Source organism: Psychrobacillus sp. FSL K6-4615 (assembly GCF_038008225.1).
In the GTDB taxonomy this organism is placed as follows: Bacteria; Bacillota; Bacilli; order Bacillales_A; family Planococcaceae; genus Psychrobacillus; species Psychrobacillus psychrotolerans.
In genome coordinates, this window is record NZ_JBBOYQ010000001.1 from 1,846,599 (window position 1) to 1,869,152 (window position 22,554).

The window sequence follows — 22,554 nt, forward strand, 5'->3', positions numbered from 1 at the left end:
AATTCCCCATATCTTTTAGTTGTTTAAAGTGATTCATCCATCAGGGGTACGTCGCTTTACAAGGACGGATGTGTAGACCATAAGGGTTTGCACAGGCAGTTCTCCCCTGACTCTCGATATGTGTTCTCTGTTTGTCGGGGTATTACAGCCTGTTAAACCGGCATGATGTTACTATATATCCGAAGTAACATTATGTAACACATTCACAATTCGATCTGGATCGAAAGGTTTCGTAATGAAGTCTTTTGCTCCAAGTTCCAAAGCATCAACGATTAGTTTTTGTTGCCCTAACGCGGTTACCATTACTATTTTGGCTGCAGGAAATTCCGCAATAATTTCTTTTACAGCTTCTATACCATTCATACCAGGCATTGTGACATCCATCGTTACGACATCTGGCAGAAGCTGCTTATACAGATTTACAGCTTCCTCTCCATTAGCTGCTTCGCCAACAACCTCAAACTGATGATTTTCTAGCATTCTCTTAATCGTTGTGCGCATAAATACCGCATCATCTACTACTAATACTGTTGGCATTGCATAATTCCTCCTGTTAAAATCCAGTGAAGTCTCCGAAAATTGGACTTAATATACGAATAATATACGTTAATCCATCAAAAAACAAAATCAATCCAAGGGCAATCATAATATAACCGCCAACTTTAACGATTAAATTACTATTTTTACGTATCCAGTTAAGTCGCGTTACAAAGAATGACAATACGAAAAATGGAATTGCGAACCCAAATACATAAGCAAGCATATACCACATACCAGCATCAGGATTGGATCCTGCCATTACGATAACGGCAGCTAATATGGGTCCAGTACATGGTGTCCATCCTGCAGCAAATGCCATTCCGATTAAAATAGTACCTATATAACCAGCCGGACGATTTTTAAATTGAACTTTTTTTTCTTTCATTAAAAACTCTGGCTTAAATACGCCTACAATGATTAATCCGAAGATAACAATGAATATTGCTCCAATTTGACGAAGTAAATCATCATATTGGATGAAAAATGTACCTACCAGAGATGTTGCGAACCCTATCGCAACAAAGATGATAGAAAAACCTAGTAAGAAGAATAACGTATGAAGCATTCCTCTTTTTTGCATTAATTTTTTATCTGTTTTTATTTCTTCTAATGACATTCCTGTAATGTATGATAAAAATGCAGGATACAATGGAAGCGTACAAGGAGAAATGAAGCTTAAAAACCCTGCACCAAATGCCAATAAAAGGTTTACGTCTGTACTCACGGCAGTCAACCTTTCCGATTTACTGTACCTATCGTATCAAATTTCCTCCTATTTGACCTCATAATTGCTTGTGACAGCTTTTTGACTCTTTTAAACAGAGAAGCTACAGTTCCTTCATAGTGATGAAAATCCATATATAAAATATGCTTTTAAAGATTAGATTATAAGACTTTTTAAGTTTAGCAAATATTCCACCTTTTCGGAAGGCAGGAAAAGTAAAAAATTCATAATAAGGAAAAATGAGAAAAAAACTCGGTCATTAAAAGCCACCTCATTTCAATTTTTAATGAGGTGGCTAATTTTTATATTTAAATGATGTATTCTATAGAGTTATTGTAATTGAATAATATGGTCATTAACAAATGCTTTTATGAAAAATAATTCATTATTATTAGGGTCCCTTTTATTTTCTGCCTTAAAACACTCTAAAGCATCTTCTAGTGAGGACGATTTTACAACTTGACTTGATCTTGTTAACTCTCTCCAATATATATCCATTTCAGTAGAATCACAGATTGATTCATGACCAAGTAGAAACATTTCAGCATTATATTTTTGAATATCTTTAATCATTGGTAATAACAATGATTGCTTGAAATGAAATAAAGAATTTGTCGTTGTACCATATGCACAATCACCTAAAAAAACAACTTTTTCATCAGGGATGTAAATGACCGTAGAGTCCTCCGAATGAGTATTTTTAATTTTTTCAAGTATGCAAACTTTATTACCCAAATCAATAGTTAATGTTTTTTCAAAGATTACATCTGGAGATTTTAGCTTAAAACTATCCCTGTTTGGCATGTCAGTTTGTACAATATTCATACACATAGCACTCATTTGATTAGTATTCACATAGCTCTTGAGAGAACGATCGTCATAGGAAAAACTTTGCCATTCTTTTATGATTTCGTTTGTTTGACTATTAACAATAACAGTTGCATCAAATTCATTCATTCCTAAAAAGTGATCCCAATGGGCATGGGTAATAACAACATATTTAACTGGTGGTACATTTAGCTTCTCGATTTCTAGTAAAAAATCTTTAGCATGCTGAGGTGAATTACCTGAATCGATGATTAAACTATAACTATCACCACATACCAATCCTAATGTTGGTCTTTCGTTATTATCTTGATTAGATAAATAATAAATAGTATTACTTAATTTATTTAACATGTTATGTCTCCTCTATTCTAGATATTAATTCCATGAAAGAGAAAATCTACACGTTTATACTAAGGTTAATAAAACATTTTAAGATTTTCTCATTTTATTTTTTTACCATTGGACCTGTACCTCCTTTTACACTACGGAAAATTATAACACAATAAAAACTGTTCTTTATGAAAATTCTGAAATTATGAGTGTGAATTGTTTTTTAGTTCTATGTTCGACGGTAATTTACAATAAAATTGACAATGTATTACCTGGAAAGATTGTGGAATCAAAAGTGCAAACACTTTTATTTTAATGAGTGGTCAACTAACCGTATCGAGCTTCTTTCAATTCTCTTAGCAATAATCCAAGCAATCAAAGCCCCACTTAGACTAGAGGCAAAAAATGCTGGAACAAAAAACCATGCGCCGAATTCTGTTCCCATAAAAACTTTTGCGTAGGGAACTGCAACTAAAGATGCTAAAAATCCTGTGCCAACAATTTCACCAACTACCGCCATTCCTACTCTACCTGTGATTTTATACAGAACACCTGCAAGCAGAGCTCCAATGAATCCACCAGGAATAGCTAGAAGTGAACCTGTACCTGTGAAAATCCGTATGACTGCAGTCATCAGTGCAACACCAACGGCTCCTATAGGTCCCAAAAAAACCGCAGACAACACATTTATTGCGTGTTGAATAGGATACGCTTTTGCTATGCCAGCAGGAAACCAAATAAATGCAGACCCTAATACTCCTATGGACACAAACATCGCCATTAGTACCAACTTTTGTGATTTCATCGTGTCCGACTCTCTATTTTAAGCGGAGGTGAAAGTTTTGATATCACTTCTCTTCGATCACTCGTTTTACAAATACACGAAATAACCGCTACGCCTGTCGCACCTGCTTCCCAGACAACATGAACATTTGACGGTTCAATTCCGCCTATACCTATAACTGGAATGTTCGGAAAGCACTCATGGAGTTCCCGAATAAGGGAAGTGGAAGCACCCACCTCATGTTCAGCATCTGGCTTTGTAAGAGTAGGGAACACCGAGCCTACTCCTAAATAATCTGCACCTGAGCGAATAGCATCTTTCGCTTCGTGCATGGTATGTACTGAGCGACCAAGAACCATCCCTTTGCTTGTGATGACTTCTTTCACCCCTTCCTTCCAATCTCCTTGCCCGAGGTGGATTCCGTCAGCTTGGACGGATAGTGCAAGTTCAACATCATCATTCACAATAAATGGTACACCATAGATTTTACATAGTCTTTTACACGCTTGAGCAAATGCAACTAATTCGCTACCAACTAGTGCACCTTTCCCTTTTTCGCGTAATTGGAAGTGCGTGATTCCTGCCTGTAATGCGTCCTCTAGAACCGTCAACGGTTCCTCATCCTTCACATTAGCTGTCCCCATTATAAAATAAATCGATGGTTTCTTGAACACTAATAATCCTCTCCTTTATGCCTTTTTTTCTATAGGCTCCGTGGTTAGTAGGACCATGCCCTTGTCCGAGTGAGATAACGTTTTCGATTGCAGATTGAATGTATCTTTTGGAGGTCAGCAATGCTTCATCAATATTATTTCTCTTACCCAATTCAGCTGTGAGGACTGCACTGAAGGTACAGCCTGTTCCGTGGGTATTTTTTGTATCGATTCGCTTTGAACTGAAACGGATACATACGCCTTTTTCGTCAACATATACGTCTTCTGCATATTCGTCTTTTTTATGACCACCCTTGATAAGCACCGATTTGACACCCATCGATAAAATTCTTTCTGCAGCCTTTAAAATATCAATATCTTTTTCAATTTTTAATCCTGTTAGATGCTCAGCTTCTGGTATGTTTGGTGTGACGATACGTGCTAAAGGGAAGAGTTTCGTTTTCAAGGTATCAATCGCTTCCTCCTCTAACAAGATATGTCCACTTGTTGAAACCATCACGGGATCGACGACGATATTTTTCCACCTGTACTCTGATATTGCATTCGCGACAAGAGCGATTGTATCTGTGTTAAAGAGCATCCCAGTTTTAACTGCTGAAATAAAGAAATCCTCTCCAACAGATTGGAGCTGTTGTTGGACAGCTTTTGCTTCTACGGGATAGACACCTTGCACCCCGCAAGTGTTTTGAGCAGTGATTGCTGTAATAACACTCGTTCCAAATACATCTCGTTCTTGAAAAGATTTTATATCTGCTTGTATCCCGGCTCCTCCACCTGAGTCAGAACCTGCAATCGTTAAAACACATGGCATTGAATCAGACATCGTATCTCCATCCTCTTGCACTTAATCGATCAAGAAAAGCTTGTTGAAATGCCCCGGAAAATTCTGTTTTCTCTGCAGCCTCTTCTCCTGATGCTCCATATTCGTACAAAGCACTACTCAAAAGTTCTACATGGTTTTTAGATGTCAAGGCAAGGTGAGCTCCTAAAATACTACTCAGTAAGCAGCCTGTTCCAGTTACTGTTGTCATTCGAACGTGCCCTGCTCTTACTGTCTTCAAACAACTTCCATCCGTCACAATGTCTTCTTCTCCTGTCACAACGACTATGCACTCTTTTTGTCTAGCTAAAGCCATAGCCTCTTCTTTTCGATCAAGTTGTCCGTTCCCTGAATCTACTCCCTTGGAAGCCCATTCTTTTTTCATAAGTGACGCCAGTTCACCAGTATTACATCTTATTAAATTTATTTTTACTTCATCTAGAAGTCTATCCACCGCTTGAAGACGATATCGAGTAGCTCCCACTCCGACGGGGTCAAGCACTACAGGGATTCCTATTTGATTTGCAACTCTTCCAGCCACTAGCATACTGCTGTACGTTCGTTCATTTAAAGTGCCAATATTCAACGAGAGAACATTGGAGAGTGTGACTAGTTCTTCCACTTCTCTTTCTTCATCTCCCATAATCGGTGATGCTCCAATAGCAAGCAATCCATTGGCTTGAAAATTCGCCACGACTTTGTTTGTCATACAATGTACGATTGGTGATTTTTCACGTATAGATACATTCATCAACAACTTCCCCTTCCACATCTCAAGATTGTCTTTCTCAATCTTGATGCCGTAAATAGTGATTCCTGGGGGATCATGGACCAGCTTAACTAATTCCTATTGGTAACCCCAAATGCTCACGGAGGGTATGCCCCTCATATTGCTTTCTGAAAATATCCCTTTTTTGCATTTCAGGAACAATGAGTTCTACAAAGTCCTCTAAACTACCAGGCAATGTAGGAGGCATAAGATTAAATCCGTCCGCTACACCCGCCTCAATCCAAACCTCCATCTGATCCACAATTTTCTCAGGAGTACCAATCAGCGTGAAATGTCCGCCACCTGCATTAAGGTATCCTAAGAGTTCTTTTACTGTAGGTTGAGTATCTTTAATAATTTCTAATATTGTTTCGTATCGTCCAACCGGACCCATAAATTCTTCTGCCGGAGGTAATGGAGGTACTTTTAGTCCAATGTCCCATTTAGAACAATCTTGCTGGAGAAAGAAGCTCAACTGTTTTAAAGCCGTTTCTACAGGTAATTTCTCATCTAACGCTGATTTTTTGGCAAGAGCTTCTTCATGAGTACGCCCTACATAAGTGACTAAGCCTGGGAATACTTTAATATGTCGATTACAGTCTTCGTATTGCTTAACCTGTTCATCCAACTTCTTGCGGTACTTTTTCGCTTGGTTTAAGTTCCATGACACTGAATAGACGGCATCTGCATATTTCGCAGCTAATGCAATCCCTTGTTTAGATGCCCCTGCTTGCATGGCTACTGGTTTGCCTTGAGGGCTTTTTGGCGTCGTGGATGGGCCCTTCACTTTAAAATAGGTCCCATTGTGGTCAACAGGTTGTATATTAACAGGATTGATTAACTGTTTTTCTAATCGATTATATAGAATCTCCTTGCTGTCCCATGATAGAAATAGTTTATTCATTAACGCAGCAAATTCTTCGGCCTTTTCATACCGTTTATCATGAGAAGGCAGTTCCGGCATACTATGATTTAATGCTTCCTCGTCCCTCGTTGAGGTAACGAGATTCCACCCGACTCGTCCGTTTGTAATGTGATCTAGGCTTAACAGTTGTCGCGAAGCAGTGTAAGGATTCGAAAAGGTACTTGAGATTGTTGAAACTAATCCCACATAATTTGTCACTTGAGAAATAGCAGTTAAATTGACCACTGGATCTAACCAAAATGCTGGCATTTCATTTGGGTCGTTGGCAGGGAATGATTGATTGTCGGCAAAGAACACCGCATCAAAGCAACCCGTTTCAGCTAACTGTGCTAAGGATTGGTAATAAGAAATGTTCCCGATGCATTCAATGCTTGAATCAGGCATTAACCAAGCAGCCTGATGATGTCCACATCCATACAGCAATACGCCTAAGTGGATTTGTTTTCTTTGATTTCCTTTCATTAGCTACTCCTCTACCTATGTCATGAGTGACTGCTTAAATCGTCCATTTTTGTAAGACTATCTATTGTAAATTAAGTTACTAGTTCATTGTCAAACCGCCATCTACTGTTAAATTCTGACCTGTAATACCATCAGCATTTTCTGAAGATAAATAAGCGACCATATTGGCTACATCTTCAGGGCTAGTTACTTTCTTCAAAGGCGTTGATTGAGCAATTAAATCGAATACTTCAGGAGTTGTAACAGAACTGGCATCAGTCGTTTTTAATAATCCACCTGAAACTACATTTGCTCTTATGCCGAATTGTCCCAGTTCAGCGGCGATATTTCGCGTAAAACCAATTAGTCCAGCCTTTGCTGTTGTATATTCATGATAAGGAACAACAGGGTTTTGATACAAATTGGTACCAATGCTTATAATACTTCCATTTCGTCGTTCAATAAATTGAGGTATAACGCTTTGGACTACATTAAATGCGGCTTTTAAAGTGCCGTCTAGTTGTTTTTGATAATCCTCCCAAGTAAGTTCTGTAAAGGATTTCTGTTTGTTTGGATCAAATTTGAAACCTACCAACGCATTGTTGACTACAACATCTATTTGACCAAAATATTCGGTTGCTTTCTTTACCAAGGCATCGACTTCTGCCCGATTTGTGACATCTGCACAAATTGCAATTGCATTCTCTTTACCTAGTATAGAAACAAGCTCTTCAGCGGCATCTTTACTTTTATAGTAGTTAATAACCACTTTAAATCCTTGTTGTGCCAATTCTTTTACAATAGCTGATCCCAAACCTCTACTACTACCCGTTACCAATACTGTTCTGTTCATCATAACCACTCCCATACTGTTAGTTTTGCTAAAACTTAAATGATAAAGTGATAGATATAATAAAAAAACGCAACCTTCCTTTAGGAAAGTTGCGCAAATACAAATAATTGCATAGTAAAAATTAGGCATCATCAGCCTGCTATTATGTATTAGAATCTACACTTTCCTCCGCTAGTATTAACTAGTTCAGGTTCAAAGGGTTTGAGTAAATACTCATCTCAGTTAAATAACACCCCTAGTGATTATATTTAAGTTACTCTCAATGTATAGTTTTTAGAATTTTATGTCAAGTCTTGTTTGTTAGGTGTTAAGGCATCGCTAAAATAATCAAGCCATTTTTCTCACAATAACTGGGCTTGAATCTGTATACCATATATAAAATTACTTATGAAGCTTTCTCTATTTTATGTATTTAAGTACCTTTGGAACATGATTTGAATATAATAATAATGAGGTGAAACTATGTGTTTTTCAACTAATATAATCGAACAACAAGCTTTTTTGATCAGCGATAAGATAATTAATAACTCTCTATATAAACCAGTAAGTTAGGATTTTATTGATGAGAAAAATGTTGGGATATCAGATTTTACAATGAAAAGTTTCAGAGAAGAGATACCACTAATTTCAAGGTGCTTATCTTAGCGAGTGTTCATGGAATATGGGAAACCGCAGACAAGTTAAGGCTGAGAGACTTTGCATTCTAGGTACCCAAAATTGGAAAGTAGTCTGCCTCTTCAAGAATCTTCTCCCAAATATTCCAATACAACCTAATTATCTTAAAATTATTGTTTGTTAATGTGATGAATATTTATCAATTAAATTAATGAAACTTTTAGAAATAATGGAACGTAAAGGAAGTAAATGGATGTAGTAAGGGGAGATGAAGTTAATGAATATTGCTAATAAAATTATAATTTCATTTTGTATGCTTCTATTAATTATTATTTTATCAGCCTGTAAGCAAACTGAACAATCTCTAGAGAATATCATTATGGAAAATGAACAACAAGATATATCTTATTCTTTTAAAAATCCCAATACTGGACAGGAATTTGAAATAATTCATGCTTATATGCTATATAAAAACTATTTTGAAACTGTTAAGGGAAATCCTGATGAATCACCTAACGAATTATATCAAAATATAATTATCGAACCTGTATATGATGCATGTTTTAAAGGTGCGGAACATTATAAATTTAGTGTATTTGAATGGATACCGGAAGAAAGTGATTTTAATAGTATCAAGAATCAATTAGAATCGATGGAACAAGAACATATGAACATGTTAATTGAGGATTCCCTTGTTAAATCCTCAGACATACTTTCATCAGATAAAAAAACAACAGTATGTGTGTTTCCTGAAAATGAAAAATTTCCTTCTGACATGATAACATTTGGAACAGGAAAAATTACTGTCTTTCTCAGTGAGCTTAATAATTATTTTAAATTGAGTGAGCTTGATAATTATAATAAATCAGGTGTTTCTCATGAATATCATCATAGTGTTTGGTTTGAAAAACATTATACGAAAGATTATTTCATGACAGTTTTAGATAATCTAATTATAGAAGGGTCTGCGGTGATGTTTGAAACCTTAGCATACCCCGATACAAATAGTAAAGATTTGGTGCTTGACGAAAACTTTAACAAAGAATACTGGAGTAAGATTGAAACATATCTTGAGAGTAGTGGTACCAATGAGTTTATATTAGGTGGCTCTAGAGGTTTACCCGACTATTATGGCTATAGTGAGGGCTATAAAATGATTAGGTCTTACTTAAACTTACATCCCGATGCGACAGTAGAAGATTGGACTTCCAAAAGTCCGAGAGAAATTTTTGAAGAAGGGAATTACATGGCTAATTACGAGTAGTTTTCTTTATCAATGGTCTACAATCCTTAATGTGTCCTTTTGTATGTTAGAAAAGGATTTTTTATTTATATTCCCGATACTCTTCTGTAGGGTAAGTCTCACCAACTATTTAACATTATCAACCTTTACCTTTAACATAGCCAAAAAGTTAAAAAAAGCCTCTCAAATATCAAGAGGCTATCTATTTTAGTTAAGATTATTCAATGCTGTTTCAATTGAATGTTCCCCGTTTACTACATTAAAGGAACGATGATATGTTTGTTTATTCTCTAAGGCTGCAATAAGTGTATGTGCTACGTCTTCCCGAGTAATGGTGCTCGGCTTGGCTTCCGCCCCTACCGTAATTTTGCAAATTGCAGGTTCATTCACAAGTCCACCTGGTCGAACTATCGTGTAGTTTAAACCGCTTGCTTCGAGCATTCGGTCAGCATAGTGTTTCGCTACATAATAAGGACGCATTCCTTCGTTCCAATTTTGGCGTTTATCAGCATCATATGCACTTACCATAATATAACGCTCCACTCCTGCTTGTTTAGCTGCTTCCATCGTTTTCACTGCACCATCTAAATCGATTAATAATGTTTTATCTGGTCCTGTATGTCCACCCGAACCTGCAATAAAGATGATGGCATCTGCTCCAGTAATTACTTTTTCAAGATCTTCCACGGAGCCTTCTAAGTCCGCTACTATTGCTTGGATATTGCGATTCATAAGCTTTTCCGCTTGCTCTTTTTTTCGGACCACTGCGGTCACCGTATGAGTGTTACTTTGATGCAATTCATTTACTACATGTTGCCCAATTTGTCCGTTTGCTCCAATAACTATTACGTTCATTAGAAACGTCTCCCTTCAAAATTGTTCTCCCTCTATCCTTTCACAAGTGGAAAGTCATTACAATTAATCAGCTTTTTCCCAAACAAGAAATAAACCAGCCAAGAGTTATTACTCTAGCTGGTTTATGTTGGGTAAGAATCAGGCGATATCCTCCACTACATTATTTTGTAGTAGATACATCTTATGATACAAACCTTTTTGGTTTAGGAGCTCCTGATGAGTCCCTCGTTCAACTATTTCACCATGATGAAGTACAAGAATTAGTTCTGCATCCTGTATAGTACTTAAACGATGGGCAATCGCAATAGTCGTCCGTCCTTTTCTCATTTTTTCTAAACTACTTTGAATTGCAACTTCCGTTTCTGTATCAATGTTCGCAGTTGCTTCATCTAGCACTAAAATCTTAGGATTAGTAGCTATCGTACGAGCAAATGCTACGAGTTGTCTTTGACCGCTTGAAAAAGTAGAGCCTCGTTCCGTTACTTTTTGTTTATAAGCATTCGGTAGTTTCTCTATAAAATTATTTGCCTGTACAAACTCCGCCGCTTCCTGTACTGCCGAATCCTTCATATCTGATGCATGAAGGCGAATATTACTTTCGATATCCCCGTAAAACAGGAACGGATCCTGCAAAACGAGCCCAACCTTATCACGCATCTCTGCTGATTTGAAGTCTTTCACAGAATGTCCATCTATTTTAATATCACCCTGCTCGAATTCATAAAAACGCATCAGTAAGTTAATAATCGAACTTTTCCCACTACCGGTATGTCCGACTAAAGCAACCGTTTGACCAGGTTCAGCCGTAAACGAAATATTCTTTAGCACATCTGTTTTTCCATCATAGGAAAAAGTAATATTTTGGAATTCAATTTTCCCTTGTTCGATTTTCGCCGTTTCTACGTTTTGTTGTTTAGGTGCTAAGTCTGTCTCATCCAATAACTTGAAAACCCTGGATGCTGCGACAATTGCCTGTTGAAAAATAGAAAGCCGCTGCATTACTTGATTGATTGGCTCGAAGAACCGATCGATATAGGTAACAAAAGCATATATAACACCGACTTCTACGATATTATTCATAGAGGTAATCCCGAAGTAGCTAAGTACCATAATAATCGCTAAGGCATAGACCAAATCAATGGCTGGACGAAGTAATAAGCTATCCAGTTTAATATTTCGTCTACCAGCTTTCCAGTGTGAATCATTGATTTCGTTAAATTCATCCTGTAGACGATCTTCCTGTCTAAATGCTTGAATCATCGTCATTCCTTGTAAGGACTCAGCTAGCTTGGCATTTAACTGACTTAATCGCTCTCTAAGATCTTGATAAACTACCGAACTATATTTTCGATAAGTTAGGATAATTATAGCTAATATTGGCAATAGAATCGTCGTAACTAGTGCTAGTTTCACATTTAATATAAACATGGCGATATATACACCAATTACTAAAAAACCACTTTGTACAAATCCAACCAACACACTAACGAACATATCCTTAATAGCTTCAGTATCATTAGTAACGCGAGATACAATACTACCCGCTGGTGTTTTGTCAAAATAGCGCATTCCTAATTTGTGAACTTTTGAAAATACATCAATTCGCATCTGCTGAATAATTTTCAGCGCTAGCTTTTGGAAAGTTAGTAGCTGAAAATAGCTGACAATTACGTTCCCAACTTGTATAAAAATATATCCAAGTGCAAGGCCTAAGAGGGGTCCAGTTGGGAAATATCTAGGGGTCAAAAAGTCATCCATATACGTCTTGATCAAATAAGGCCCAAGAATATCACCTGTCACGGTTAGTATTAGTAATAGTAATGCGATGGCTATTACTTTTTTATGTGGTTTCAAGTAGCCCAGCAAACGTTTGAAAACTACCCACTGGTCTTTACCTGTTAGCTGTGGTTGTTTGTCATTCATTATGCTTCACCCCCCTGTTCCACTAATGACTCTAACTGCTGTAGTTGGTACATTTCATAATATATTCCTTGCAGTTCCATTAACTCTTCATGCGATCCTTTTTCTACAATTGTCCCATCATTCATCACAATGATCTGATGTGCGTGTTGAATTGCACTCAGTCGATGAGAAGTAATAATAGTAGTTTCATCGCTGCGTTTAGCCTTTAATGCTTCTAAAATCGCTTCCTCGGTTTTAGCATCGACTGCCGATAAAGAGTCATCTAAAATAAGTAACTCGGGTGCCATCATCAGTGCACGCGCAATAGATATACGTTGTTTTTGCCCGCCAGATAATGATACTCCGCGTTCACCAACAATTGTATTATAACCATTTGTAAAATGTAAAATGTCCTCATGAATATAAGCTAATCTTGCAGCTTCTTGCACTTCTTCTATCGTGGCATTTGCATTGGCAAAAGCTATATTACCAGCAACTGTAGTAGAGAATAAGAAATGATCCTGTGGCACATAACCAATCGCTTCACGTAAACTGCGTTTTTTGTATGTATCAATTGAAAAGTCCCCATACAAAATATTCCCTGTATATCCTTCAAATTCTCTCATTAATAGCTTTAATATAGCTGTTTTCCCCGATCCCGTTTTACCGACAATACCGAGTGTCTCGCCTCGTTTAAGTGTAAAGTCTACATTATGTAATGCGCTGCGATCGTCACCTGGAAATTTGAAGTCCTCAATATGGAAATGTATATCTCCTTCGGGCTTTACATTCACTGCATCTGGAATATCATCTATTTCAATCTTTTCTTCCATTAGATTTTTAATACGGTCATAAGATGCGCGTCCTCGCTCCACAATATTGAACAGCCAACCGAACGCAAGCATTGGCCAAACGAGCAAACCAAGATATGAAGTAAAAGCAAATAAATCCCCAATCGACATTTCATCGGCAAGTATGTATCTAGTACCAAATACTATAGATAAGAAGAAACACATCCCTACGACTAAAGAAATGGTCGGATCAAATAATGCGTCTACTTTTGCGACGCGTATATTTTTGTCTACTACTTCTTCTGATAATCGAACAAAATCCTTCGTATCTTCTTTCTCCTGCCCAAATGTTTTAATGACTTTTACACCAGAAATACTTTCCTGTGATTTGTCATTTAAGTTGGAAAAAGCTTCTTGTGCGTATCGAAACCGTTGATGTAATAGTTTACCATAATAGCTTGTTAGTATAGCCATTAGAGGCAGTGGTAACAATGCTATCAATGTTAGCTTCCAGTTTATCGTAATCGCCATTGCTGCTATTACGAACCCCCCTGTTGCTAGCGAATCTACAAGTGTCAGCACGCCTGCTCCAGCTGTCTGTTGAACTGCTGATAAGTCATTTGTAGCATGGGCCATTAAATCTCCAACACGCTTTTTCTGATAAAAGGATGGAGACATTTTCGTAAAATGACGAAACAAATTTTCTCTTAGCTGTCTTGCTAAATATATGGACGAACCGAAAATCATAATTCGCCAATAATATCGCAAAACATACATCCCAATCGACGCCAGTGCTAAAACAACTAACCATTTCACCAAAAACTCCGTAGTTAGTGTTTTTTGACTGATTTCATCTACTACATACCCTATTATTTTCGGTGGCAGCAGCTGTAGAAATGCAACGAATAGTAACATTAGAATCCCAATCAAATACTGCTTTTTTCTCTGTTTAAAAAACCATCCTAAATCTAAGAATACTTTCACTTTTCTTCCCCCACTATATGTATTAAGACTTTACCATTTTAGCAAATATTAGAACATTCCGATAGATGAATTAAAGAAATAATTCGGTTTCTGAAATATTCTTATTCGATAACAAAAATTGAACGTTAACAATTTATTCACTTTTCGAAATTTATCGCAAAATATTTAATGTTTTCGCTTAAAAACCGTATATAATAGATAAATATATTGAATTCACTAGAATAGGAGAGTTTATATTGAGCCAATCAAACCAACGTGCGTATAATTTTAATGCAGGCCCATCTGCACTTCCAGTAGAAGTGTTAGAAAAGGCACAACAAGAATTAGTCAATTTCCATGGGACAGGCATGTCTATTATGGAAATGAGTCACCGTAGTTCTACGTTTGAAGAAGTACATAATGAAGCAATTTCTCGTTTACGTAAACTTTTTGCTATTCCTGACGATTATGAAGTTCTATTCCTCCAAGGTGGAGCAAGCCTTCAATTTACTATGATTCCGATGAACTTCCTACAGCTTGAAAAAAAGGCAAGCTATGTGATGACAGGAGTTTGGTCTGAAAAAGCTTATAAAGAAGCTACACTTTTTGGTGAACCTGTTCAAACTGCCAGTACTAAAGAAAATAAATATCGGAATATCCCTTCTTTAGAAGAAATCGATTTCGGGTCAGATGACGCATATGTTCATCTAACATCCAATAATACAATCTATGGAACACAATGGTCGGAGTTTCCTGATACAGGCGAGGTTCCTTTAATCGCAGATATGTCTAGTGATATCATGTCAAAACCTATAGATATTAGTAGATTTGATCTGATTTATGCAGGAGCACAAAAGAACTTAGGCCCCTCTGGAGTAACTGTTGTTATTGCGCGGAGGGATTTTCTTGCAAAAGCCAATAAAGAAATACCAACAATTCTAAAGTACAGCACACATGTAGAAAGTAATTCCTTATATAACACACCACCAACTTTCGGCATCTATATGCTTGGCGAAGTGTTAAATTGGATAGAAAAACAAGGCGGATTAGCTGCTATTGCTAAACAAAATGAGGAAAAAGCAAAACTGATTTATGATGTAATTGATAACAGTAATGGCTTCTATACAGGACATGCTTCAAAAGAAAGCCGTTCTCTCATGAACATTACATTCCGCGTAGCAAACGAGGAATTAGAAAAACAATTTTTAACTGAAGCAAAAGATGCAGGATTTGTGGGCTTAAATGGTCATCGTTCTGTAGGTGGTTGCCGTGCTTCTACTTATAACTCGGTTCCATTTGAAACATGTAAAGCTTTACAAGATTTCATGATTGCATTTCAAAATAAACATAAATAACTTTTTAAAACCCAAGGTTAATTTACCTTGGGTTTTATATGAATTACTCTTCTTTTCATTGATGACATTTAGGAGGAATATCTTTAACATAACTACTGAGGTTCTTCGGACGAATTTATAGACTTAAGAACGATAGTTTCATTTACATCCTTTATTTCACTTTGTTTACCGCTTAGGGTGTATTAATAATTTCTATTTGAGTAAATCCAGTTTGATGTAACAGACTCGGCTAATGTAAAAAAGAGCTGTATAAACAGCACAGCTCATTATGTAAAGCACTATATTATTTTCATTTTTCGATCGCCATCCTCAAGTTCGAGATGACTCCTAGTAACAGTATTAATGAACAAATCATTTTCTCAAAAGGTGTTCCTAGCAATTGTTGTACAAAACCAACTGACCAGAGTACTACAAAGAGCCAACATATAACGGTAATTCCTCTTCGGTACTTCTTTAATACATTTTTACTTATAAAAAGCGTAAATCCTATTCCAATAATAGAAATAAAAATATTGATTATAGATACTGGTAACTGAGTAGTGAAGGATTCAGAACGTCCGCCATTAACCCATGTCAACGGAATAATTCCGCTTAGAATAAGAAGATGTAGTAAGATAGTCAAAGAGTAAAAAACAATCCCTAGTATTACAGCAGTTTTCAGATTAATTTCCCTCAGTTTTTCTAACGTATAATCATCTCATTTCTTCCCATTTTATAATAGGTTCTAGTTATGTACTTATTCCTATCCTTTTTGAAGTATGACACTTAACGGCTAAAATATTTTCTTGTTAACTTTCCTGCTAAGTAGTGCATTGCTCTTCAAGTTAAACATCTTCGTACACTTCTTTCACTTTAATCAGTAACTTTAAAATATGTTCTAAACAGCTCTTGTCCCTAAAATAGTATATAAAAAAGGAAAGTATCCTGTATAAGACAGAACACTTTCCTAAGATAGCTTACTTTATTTAATTATTAAAGTTAGTGCTCTATCATTTCGTGTGCAATATCATGTCCGTCCAATTCCGACGAGTAGTAAGTTGGCCAATTTGTTACTTCTTCTAATAGAGCCGTACGGTCGTCACCCCAATATAAATGGAAGTGGTCAGATTCATTCGGACTAATGCTATGATCACTAAATTGAATAAATTGAGGTAGTCCATCACTCTCTCCTACTAATTTAAATATGTATCGGACCCCTCTGTTTCCAGCTTCATATGTTAATATTTCATATCCATCATTGACATATTTCCCGGAATATTCTGTTTCTCCTTTGTAGAAAGTAACTTTCTCCCCTTGAATTATAATTCGCTCCACATTCGTATTATAACCTTTGTCATAATATCCCTTAATCTCTTCGGTTGTCTTAGAATCGTCCAGCTCAGCTTTATATTCGAATACTTCGTCAAGTGTACCGTCTTGAAGATAGGGATAAACGGACTGCCAATCGCCTTCCCAATCCGAAAGGGAACGATTACTTACCTGGCTATCATCGAAAAACCCATCGTAAATTTCTGTCTTTTCATCATGTCCATGACTATGATCATGCTCTTGCTCACTAAAATCTGTTTGACTTTCTGCACTGTTTACTTCTTTTTCAGTGGAGGCCCCATCTGGTTCTGAATTCTGACAACCTACCAATATTGAACTTATGACTACTACACTTAACCCTGTTGCTAATGAAATCTTCATCTCTAAATCTCCTTTTCTTAAATCGTAATCATTACTATTTAGAAGTATATACATGTCTTTTTTAAACGTCAAGTAAAAATTAACATATGGAGAATAGGACAAAATGGGTTGGGAGACTAATGTTATCTAACTAAAGCTCAGGTGGTTAAACAATATGTCATTATGTATAATTAGTTCATCAAGAAATGTCGAGAATTCATAAGGTATTTTCAACTGCTATTAATAACAGTTGAAGAGTCTGCGAAATACGAACACTTTCACCGATTTGGAGGAGCAAACGATGAAATCTAAAATTCAGTTCTTATTATCAATGATAATCTTTGGCACAATCGGTGTGTTTGTTCGATACATTGATTTGTCTTCTAGTGAAATAGCTTTACTACGCGGTTTAATCGGCAGTTTGTTTTTAACAACTGTGATGTTCCTGATGAAAAAGAAAATTTCGTGGGCAATAGTTAAAGCAAATGCGCTTATTTTATTACTATCTAGTATTGCTTTGGGTGGAAATTGGATTTTCCTGTTCCAGGCATTCAAGCATACGACTCTTTCTAATGCGACTTTAAGTTATTATTTTGCACCAGTTATTGTTCTAATTGTTTCGCCACTTGTACTCAAGGAAAAATTATCAGTGAAGAAAATAATTTGTATTGCTGTAGCTATGCTCGGTATGTTATTTATTGTTGGTAATGGTGGTGTGAATACATCTGGATTGAATGACTTAATTGGCATTGGTTATGGTTTAATGGCAGCTGTGTTATATGCTTCTTTAATGTTGCTAAATAAGTTTATTAAAAACATGGATGGGTTAGAAACTACTGTCCTTCAACTGGGAACAGCCACAATACTTCTCATGCCATATGTTTTCTTTACGGAGGGATTTGGAATTTTAGAAGTATCTAGTTCTTCCATTCCTTTTATATTAATCTTAGGGGTTATACACACGGGTATTGGATTCTTGTTATTCTTCTCAGGTATGCAAAAACTAAAAGGACAAAGCATCGCTGCACTAAGCTATGCAGATCCAATCACCTCATTAGTAATATCTGCGCTTATCTTGCAAGAGCAAATGACTTTTGTGCAAATACTTGGTGGTGCATTACTTTTAGGTGCAACATTTGTTAGTGAAAATAATTCTATTAATCTCCCAAACAGATTAAAAACAACAACTAAATGACTTAACAAAACAGTAGGAATCTCATATTCCTACTGTTTTATCATTTAAAACTAAGATACTACGTATATAAATTGTATTTCTATTCGTATTTTAGCCATACTAATGTATCCTTACTAAAATGGAGAATAGATGTATGTATAAGTTACAATATGTTTTAGCCGTTTGTGCTTTCGTTGTATTTTGTGTTTTATGGATAACTTATGAAACACCATTCATCCAAGCTTTTGATGAGGTTGCTTTTAATACGTTATATGGCAACAGTTTTATTGCAATATTTCATTATTTAGGTGAAACCAAGTTTATTTTTGCGATTATGATACTTGTTCTAATCCTCCTTTGGATTCGAAAACATGACTACAGGTTAATGGTTTTTGTCCTACTATCCATCGGCGTGGGATATGGTTTATATCAATTTTTAAAACGAATGATTGAACGTCCTCGACCTGAAATTGTAGATCAGTTTTCTACTTTTAGTTTTCCATCCGGACATGCTTTTCATGGGTTAGTTTATTTATTAACAATCTCTTATCTAATTACGCTACATATTAATTCGAAGAAAATATCGCTCATCGTTTGGATTTCAGCCATTATATTAGCAGTGCTCATTGGATTTTCTCGAATAACAGAAGGACGTCACTTTGCTTCGGATATTGTAGCCGGGTGGTTGCTTGGCTATAGTTGGTTCATCCTTTGCGCATGGTGGTTAAACAGAGAACATCGGAATTTAAGCGAACAAACAAAAAGACTTAAGTCCACTAGAACTTAAGTCTTTTTGGTATTCCTATAAAATGTTCATTAGCTAGTCTTCTTCGGCGTAAACCAAGTAATGATAAACGCTATTATAGAAATTACAAACATATAGAAATACGTGTTACTTGCCGCATTAATATAAGCAGTATTAGACTCTAATGAGACATTCACTAATTGAATCGTATAGATTGTCATTATAACAGCTGTCCCTATTGCTCCCGCGAGCTGGCGAACCGTATTATTAATAGCTGATCCGTGAGAAGCTAATTCTTTTGGTAAAGTATTTAAAGCAGCGGTATTTAACGGCATTGTGATAAATGCTAAACCAATACGCAATAAAATTGTACGAACTAAAATATATATTGTGGTTGTTTCGGGTGATAAATCAATAACCGCAAGCATCGATATCGCGATTAATCCTGTTCCTAAGATAAACAAAGGTTTTGCCCCAAATTTATCGAATAACTTCCCAGTTACTGGAGAAAGTATGGCATTAATAATTGCCTCAGGTAATAATAACAATCCTGCACCGAGTGCAGTAAACCCCCGCCCGTCCTGCAAATAAATCGGCAGCAATATTAAATCGGCATACATTAAAATGGTAATAACAATATTCACAACTGTCGTCATCGTAAACACTTTAAATTTAAAAACACTTAGATTCAATAGAGGCTCCGCAGACTTTATCTGTCGGTAACAGAACAAGATTGTTACGAGCAAACCTCCAACAATGGAAGTAAGGATGACTAAATCATCGAAAAGTCGTTGTAGATCCAGATGTCAAAACTGCTTCTATTGTAGGTATCATTATGTGGTGGTTAAAAGATGGCCTACATTTAGATTCAACCTATATTGCCGAGCAAATTAATCTTATGTATCGCTCCTAGTTCACTACAAAAATATGCCAACACATCGATTATTCAATGTGTTGGCATTAATTATTTTTCAATTATTGAACTGTCATATTATCAAATGGAATTGATTCTCCATTTACTAGAACATCTATCATTTCGTGTTCTGGACCTGTTGTTACATAATACGTATTTTGCTTTATGACTTCATCTTTTAGATTGGTTTCATTAAACATAATATTTAACTTATCTCCTTGTGTTTCTAAATATGCTTCTACCTCTCCAGTTGAATGAAATATAATATAATAACCTTTTTCCCCATCATTAATTGATTGAAGCCTTAAACTGGAATTCACATATTCTTGTAAATCTTTAGGAACATTTTCAATTTCTTTAATACTCATTGTGGAAGAATTACATGCTGATAAAATGAAAAGCACCAAAATTCCTAAAACAACTATTTTCTTTAACATTGCTACCTCTCCCTATTAATTGGTTCCTATTTAATGTAGTCAATTAAAGTCCAGTGATATGTATGGATAAACCCATTGTCTTTTTATTTTTTACTGACATCTCTAACCGGGTCTATATTTTAAGACTTGATGCAATATAAAATTTCATCCTTTTCCTCTTTCCATTATTCATCCGAGTTATTTATATTTGCATAACTACATAGTTCGATCAAAGTCCCATCAGTTGATGCTGGATTTATATATATGAGTCTTCTTCCACGGATGTTCGTACGTAGTGTGTCCTCTAAAAAACGGACTCCCTTTTTTCTAGCGTCGAGTATGGCTTTGTCCAAATCGTTCACTCGATAAGCGATATGATGTACACCTTTTCCTCGTTGCTTTATAAATCGAGCCATTGGCGAGTTCTTGTTGGTCGGCGCAAGCAATTCAATCATTTTATCGCTAGTTCTGACAACTGCGACATGGACTTCTACTCCAGGGGCATCACTCGTATATTGGTCCTCCAGTGTTCCATTTAACACATTCAGGTAAAAGGGAAGTGCGTCATCAATACTTCTAACTGCAATTCCGACATGGTCTAAAACATGTTCCAATTTAGTACCTCCTTCATTTTAGTTTTTAATGGCACGATAAATCCTTTTGATCGTTTCCATATGCAGGGCCTCATGATAGAAACTGAATAGAAAAGTTTCTCCAAGTGTATGAAATGTAATTCCAGCTTTGTTAGTGAAAGGATCAGGCAATCTATTCTGTAGTTTTCCGGCTAAGTAATCTTCTATTCGTTGTTTTTGTGCAATTAGTTCCTCCGAAATATGTGCTAGAGATGGTGGAGTTCCAATCCAATCAGCGGGTTTCGTACCCGCACTAAAAAATACTTCATATGCTTCCGGAAGATTCATCTTATCGTTAGAAACACCAAATACAAGCTTTTCCTGTATGTATGCAATATGACCAAAGTTCCAACGAATATTATTCGTAAATCCTGGTGCAATAATATCTGCCAGTTCCTCGGGTATTTGTAGGATAGATTTTTCTGTTATTCCCCTTACTACTTGCATATGCTGAAAAATTGTTTGTTCCAATATTAATCCCCCTCTTTTCTCTTAACACTCCTGCTCTTAAATGTATTCTCTTTGACCACACTAAATCCCTTCCCTTTCTCCTATTAAAAAAGATTCCTCAAGTTTTTTAGAACTCTTTATTGTATTATGTATTCTTTTTCCCTATTTTCTTCTATGTAATGGTTGTGAAGCGTTTGGCTAATCGCTAACTTACATCATTCTAGGGGGAAGATAAAATGACGATTTATCTAAAGGAATATCAAACTTTTGAAAGTGTTACTGAAATGGATGGACATATTAGATCGCATCTAACGGAGCATTATTATAAGTTGAATGATACGGATCGTACAGTGTTATCCTTCCTTGCACAATATGCTTGTAAGTATCCTGGTGCTGCTCATTTAAAAGTAAAAACAGTTACACAAGTGATTAATAAATCGGATTCAACGGTTCGAAGATCGTTACGTAAGTTAGAAAATCTTCGTATTATTGAAAGAATCTCTACCATTCGACGTGTGGCAAAAGGTTATGGCGCAAATATTTTAGTCATTTTGCCTTACGTTGACCAATCGGAAATGATCAGTCGTGAGGTATCTCAAACTCTATTAATATCAAGCACTGAAGAGCATTTCACGGAGAAAGAAACCGATTATTCTTTAAGCCCTAAAAAAGAATTATTACATAATACGTATTTTAAAGATACTGCGGATAATTCTTTACATAAAAACTCAAATACATTCTACCAACAGTTTAAATCAACTATTTTCTCGATGCTTGGAAAAGACCAAAGGACAGTAAGTCAATTGTATGGTGTCTACAGAAGCTTAACTCACCGTGTCATTAATTGCTTCCCTCAGTACAAAGATTTCTATGAAAACGTTGGATACCAGGCACTATCAATCTCCTTACATGCTACTAAAAAGAAGAAAATTCATAATCTTGCAGGTTATTACGCAGGTATTTTTGAAAAGATCTGCCAACGAGACTTATTTGAATTCTATGAGGAATTGGAGGAATGATCTCTTGTCAAGCAAATGAAGCGACTGTTTACCACTTAACATTGGTTATTAATAGGCATTGTTTATTACCTGTCTTAGCTCTGTTTTTTTCCTTTAGGAAGGGTTGAATTTGAAATTAAAAACAG

The 22,554-nt window shown here is 36.1% G+C and carries 22 protein-coding genes, 2 pseudogenes and 1 riboswitch; of the genes and pseudogenes, 6 read left to right on the forward strand and 18 right to left on the reverse strand.

Going from position 1 to position 22,554, the window contains the following annotated elements:
- Positions 1-171: 171 nt before the first annotated feature.
- The 9 genes from MKX53_RS09005 to MKX53_RS09045 form a co-directional block, all read right to left on the reverse strand.
- Complete coding sequence (locus tag MKX53_RS09005; RefSeq protein ID WP_093534162.1) at positions 172-537, reverse strand: response regulator; 366 nt, start codon at positions 535-537, stop codon at positions 172-174.
- A 16-nt stretch (positions 538-553) separates the two neighbouring features.
- Positions 554-1,264 carry a cytochrome c biogenesis CcdA family protein gene (locus tag MKX53_RS09010; RefSeq protein WP_340769235.1) on the reverse strand — a complete coding sequence of 237 codons (711 nt, stop codon included), beginning with the start codon at positions 1,262-1,264 and terminating at the stop codon, positions 554-556.
- Positions 1,265-1,594: 330 nt separating this feature from the next.
- Complete coding sequence (locus tag MKX53_RS09015; protein ID WP_340910747.1) at positions 1,595-2,443, reverse strand: MBL fold metallo-hydrolase; 849 nt, start codon at positions 2,441-2,443, stop codon at positions 1,595-1,597.
- A 286-nt stretch (positions 2,444-2,729) separates the two neighbouring features.
- Positions 2,730-3,227, reverse strand: coding sequence for an energy coupling factor transporter S component ThiW (gene thiW / locus MKX53_RS09020; RefSeq protein ID WP_340910748.1), 498 nt, complete (start codon positions 3,225-3,227; stop codon positions 2,730-2,732).
- A complete protein-coding gene (thiE, locus tag MKX53_RS09025) occupies positions 3,224-3,880 on the reverse strand; it encodes a thiamine phosphate synthase (protein WP_340910750.1) in 657 nt (218 codons plus the stop codon). Before thiE ends, thiW begins: the two co-directional genes overlap by 4 nt.
- Complete coding sequence (gene thiD / locus MKX53_RS09030; RefSeq protein WP_340910751.1) at positions 3,837-4,703, reverse strand: bifunctional hydroxymethylpyrimidine kinase/phosphomethylpyrimidine kinase; 867 nt, start codon at positions 4,701-4,703, stop codon at positions 3,837-3,839. The genes thiE and thiD overlap by 44 nt, the downstream gene beginning before the upstream one ends.
- The gene (thiM, locus tag MKX53_RS09035) at positions 4,696-5,451 is read right to left on the reverse strand and encodes a hydroxyethylthiazole kinase (RefSeq protein ID WP_340910752.1); all 756 of its coding nucleotides are present in this window, start codon (positions 5,449-5,451) and stop codon (positions 4,696-4,698) included. Before thiM ends, thiD begins: the two co-directional genes overlap by 8 nt.
- A gap of 85 nt (positions 5,452-5,536) precedes the next feature.
- On the reverse strand, positions 5,537-6,856 hold the full coding sequence (locus MKX53_RS09040) for an NtaA/DmoA family FMN-dependent monooxygenase (RefSeq protein ID WP_340910753.1): 1,320 nt from the start codon (positions 6,854-6,856) through the stop codon (positions 5,537-5,539).
- Between the two features lie 79 nt (positions 6,857-6,935).
- Positions 6,936-7,688 carry a 3-oxoacyl-ACP reductase gene (locus MKX53_RS09045; RefSeq protein WP_340913304.1) on the reverse strand — a complete coding sequence of 251 codons (753 nt, stop codon included), beginning with the start codon at positions 7,686-7,688 and terminating at the stop codon, positions 6,936-6,938.
- Positions 7,689-7,834: 146 nt separating this feature from the next.
- Positions 7,835-7,935, reverse strand: a riboswitch (TPP riboswitch).
- Positions 7,936-8,580: 645 nt separating this feature from the next.
- Between MKX53_RS09045 and MKX53_RS09050 the strand changes: the two genes are divergently transcribed.
- Positions 8,581-9,567: a DUF2268 domain-containing putative Zn-dependent protease gene (locus MKX53_RS09050; RefSeq protein WP_340910754.1), complete on the forward strand. Its 987-nt coding sequence runs from the start codon at positions 8,581-8,583 to the stop codon at positions 9,565-9,567.
- A gap of 186 nt (positions 9,568-9,753) precedes the next feature.
- Here MKX53_RS09050 and MKX53_RS09055 read toward each other — a convergent pair whose 3' ends face one another.
- From MKX53_RS09055 to MKX53_RS09065, 3 genes are all read right to left on the reverse strand, one after another.
- A complete protein-coding gene (locus tag MKX53_RS09055) occupies positions 9,754-10,401 on the reverse strand; it encodes an SDR family oxidoreductase (RefSeq protein ID WP_340910756.1) in 648 nt (215 codons plus the stop codon).
- Between the two features lie 138 nt (positions 10,402-10,539).
- Complete coding sequence (locus tag MKX53_RS09060; RefSeq protein ID WP_093534139.1) at positions 10,540-12,324, reverse strand: ABC transporter ATP-binding protein; 1,785 nt, start codon at positions 12,322-12,324, stop codon at positions 10,540-10,542.
- Positions 12,324-14,078, reverse strand: coding sequence for an ABC transporter ATP-binding protein (locus tag MKX53_RS09065; protein ID WP_340910758.1), 1,755 nt, complete (start codon positions 14,076-14,078; stop codon positions 12,324-12,326). The genes MKX53_RS09060 and MKX53_RS09065 overlap by 1 nt, the downstream gene beginning before the upstream one ends.
- A gap of 236 nt (positions 14,079-14,314) precedes the next feature.
- Between MKX53_RS09065 and serC the strand changes: the two genes are divergently transcribed.
- Positions 14,315-15,412: a 3-phosphoserine/phosphohydroxythreonine transaminase gene (gene serC / locus MKX53_RS09070; RefSeq protein ID WP_340910760.1), complete on the forward strand. Its 1,098-nt coding sequence runs from the start codon at positions 14,315-14,317 to the stop codon at positions 15,410-15,412.
- Positions 15,413-15,701: 289 nt separating this feature from the next.
- Here serC and MKX53_RS09075 read toward each other — a convergent pair whose 3' ends face one another.
- Both MKX53_RS09075 and MKX53_RS09080 read right to left on the reverse strand, forming a co-directional pair.
- Positions 15,702-15,989 carry a hypothetical protein gene (locus MKX53_RS09075; RefSeq protein ID WP_340910763.1) on the reverse strand — a complete coding sequence of 96 codons (288 nt, stop codon included), beginning with the start codon at positions 15,987-15,989 and terminating at the stop codon, positions 15,702-15,704.
- Positions 15,990-16,390: 401 nt separating this feature from the next.
- The gene (locus MKX53_RS09080; protein ID WP_340910764.1) at positions 16,391-17,101 is read right to left on the reverse strand and encodes a ZinT family metal-binding protein; all 711 of its coding nucleotides are present in this window, start codon (positions 17,099-17,101) and stop codon (positions 16,391-16,393) included.
- A gap of 280 nt (positions 17,102-17,381) precedes the next feature.
- Between MKX53_RS09080 and MKX53_RS09085 the strand changes: the two genes are divergently transcribed.
- Together MKX53_RS09085 and MKX53_RS09090 are read left to right on the forward strand one after the other, a co-directional pair.
- Positions 17,382-18,275, forward strand: a complete 894-nt coding sequence (locus tag MKX53_RS09085; protein ID WP_340910766.1) for a DMT family transporter — start codon at positions 17,382-17,384, stop codon at positions 18,273-18,275.
- Positions 18,276-18,408: 133 nt separating this feature from the next.
- The gene (locus MKX53_RS09090; protein WP_340910769.1) at positions 18,409-19,041 is read left to right on the forward strand and encodes a phosphatase PAP2 family protein; all 633 of its coding nucleotides are present in this window, start codon (positions 18,409-18,411) and stop codon (positions 19,039-19,041) included.
- 29 nt (positions 19,042-19,070) lie between these two features.
- Here MKX53_RS09090 and MKX53_RS09095 read toward each other — a convergent pair.
- Positions 19,071-19,748 (reverse strand): annotated as a pseudogene (locus MKX53_RS09095) (MFS transporter); the annotation flags it as partial.
- A 53-nt stretch (positions 19,749-19,801) separates the two neighbouring features.
- Between MKX53_RS09095 and MKX53_RS09100 the strand changes: the two are divergent.
- Positions 19,802-19,912: pseudogene (locus MKX53_RS09100) on the forward strand (TetR/AcrR family transcriptional regulator); the annotation flags it as partial.
- A 62-nt stretch (positions 19,913-19,974) separates the two neighbouring features.
- On the opposite strand, the gene MKX53_RS09105 reads toward MKX53_RS09100, so the two are convergent.
- The 3 genes from MKX53_RS09105 to MKX53_RS09115 form a co-directional block, all read right to left on the reverse strand.
- Positions 19,975-20,349: a peptidylprolyl isomerase gene (locus MKX53_RS09105; protein WP_340910770.1), complete on the reverse strand. Its 375-nt coding sequence runs from the start codon at positions 20,347-20,349 to the stop codon at positions 19,975-19,977.
- A 164-nt stretch (positions 20,350-20,513) separates the two neighbouring features.
- Positions 20,514-20,942, reverse strand: coding sequence for a VOC family protein (locus tag MKX53_RS09110; protein WP_340910771.1), 429 nt, complete (start codon positions 20,940-20,942; stop codon positions 20,514-20,516).
- Positions 20,943-20,960: 18 nt separating this feature from the next.
- On the reverse strand, positions 20,961-21,431 hold the full coding sequence (locus tag MKX53_RS09115) for a DinB family protein (protein WP_340910773.1): 471 nt from the start codon (positions 21,429-21,431) through the stop codon (positions 20,961-20,963).
- A gap of 215 nt (positions 21,432-21,646) precedes the next feature.
- Between MKX53_RS09115 and MKX53_RS09120 the strand changes: the two genes are divergently transcribed.
- Positions 21,647-22,429, forward strand: coding sequence for a helix-turn-helix domain-containing protein (locus MKX53_RS09120; RefSeq protein WP_340910774.1), 783 nt, complete (start codon positions 21,647-21,649; stop codon positions 22,427-22,429).
- The last annotated feature ends 125 nt before the right edge of the window (positions 22,430-22,554 follow it).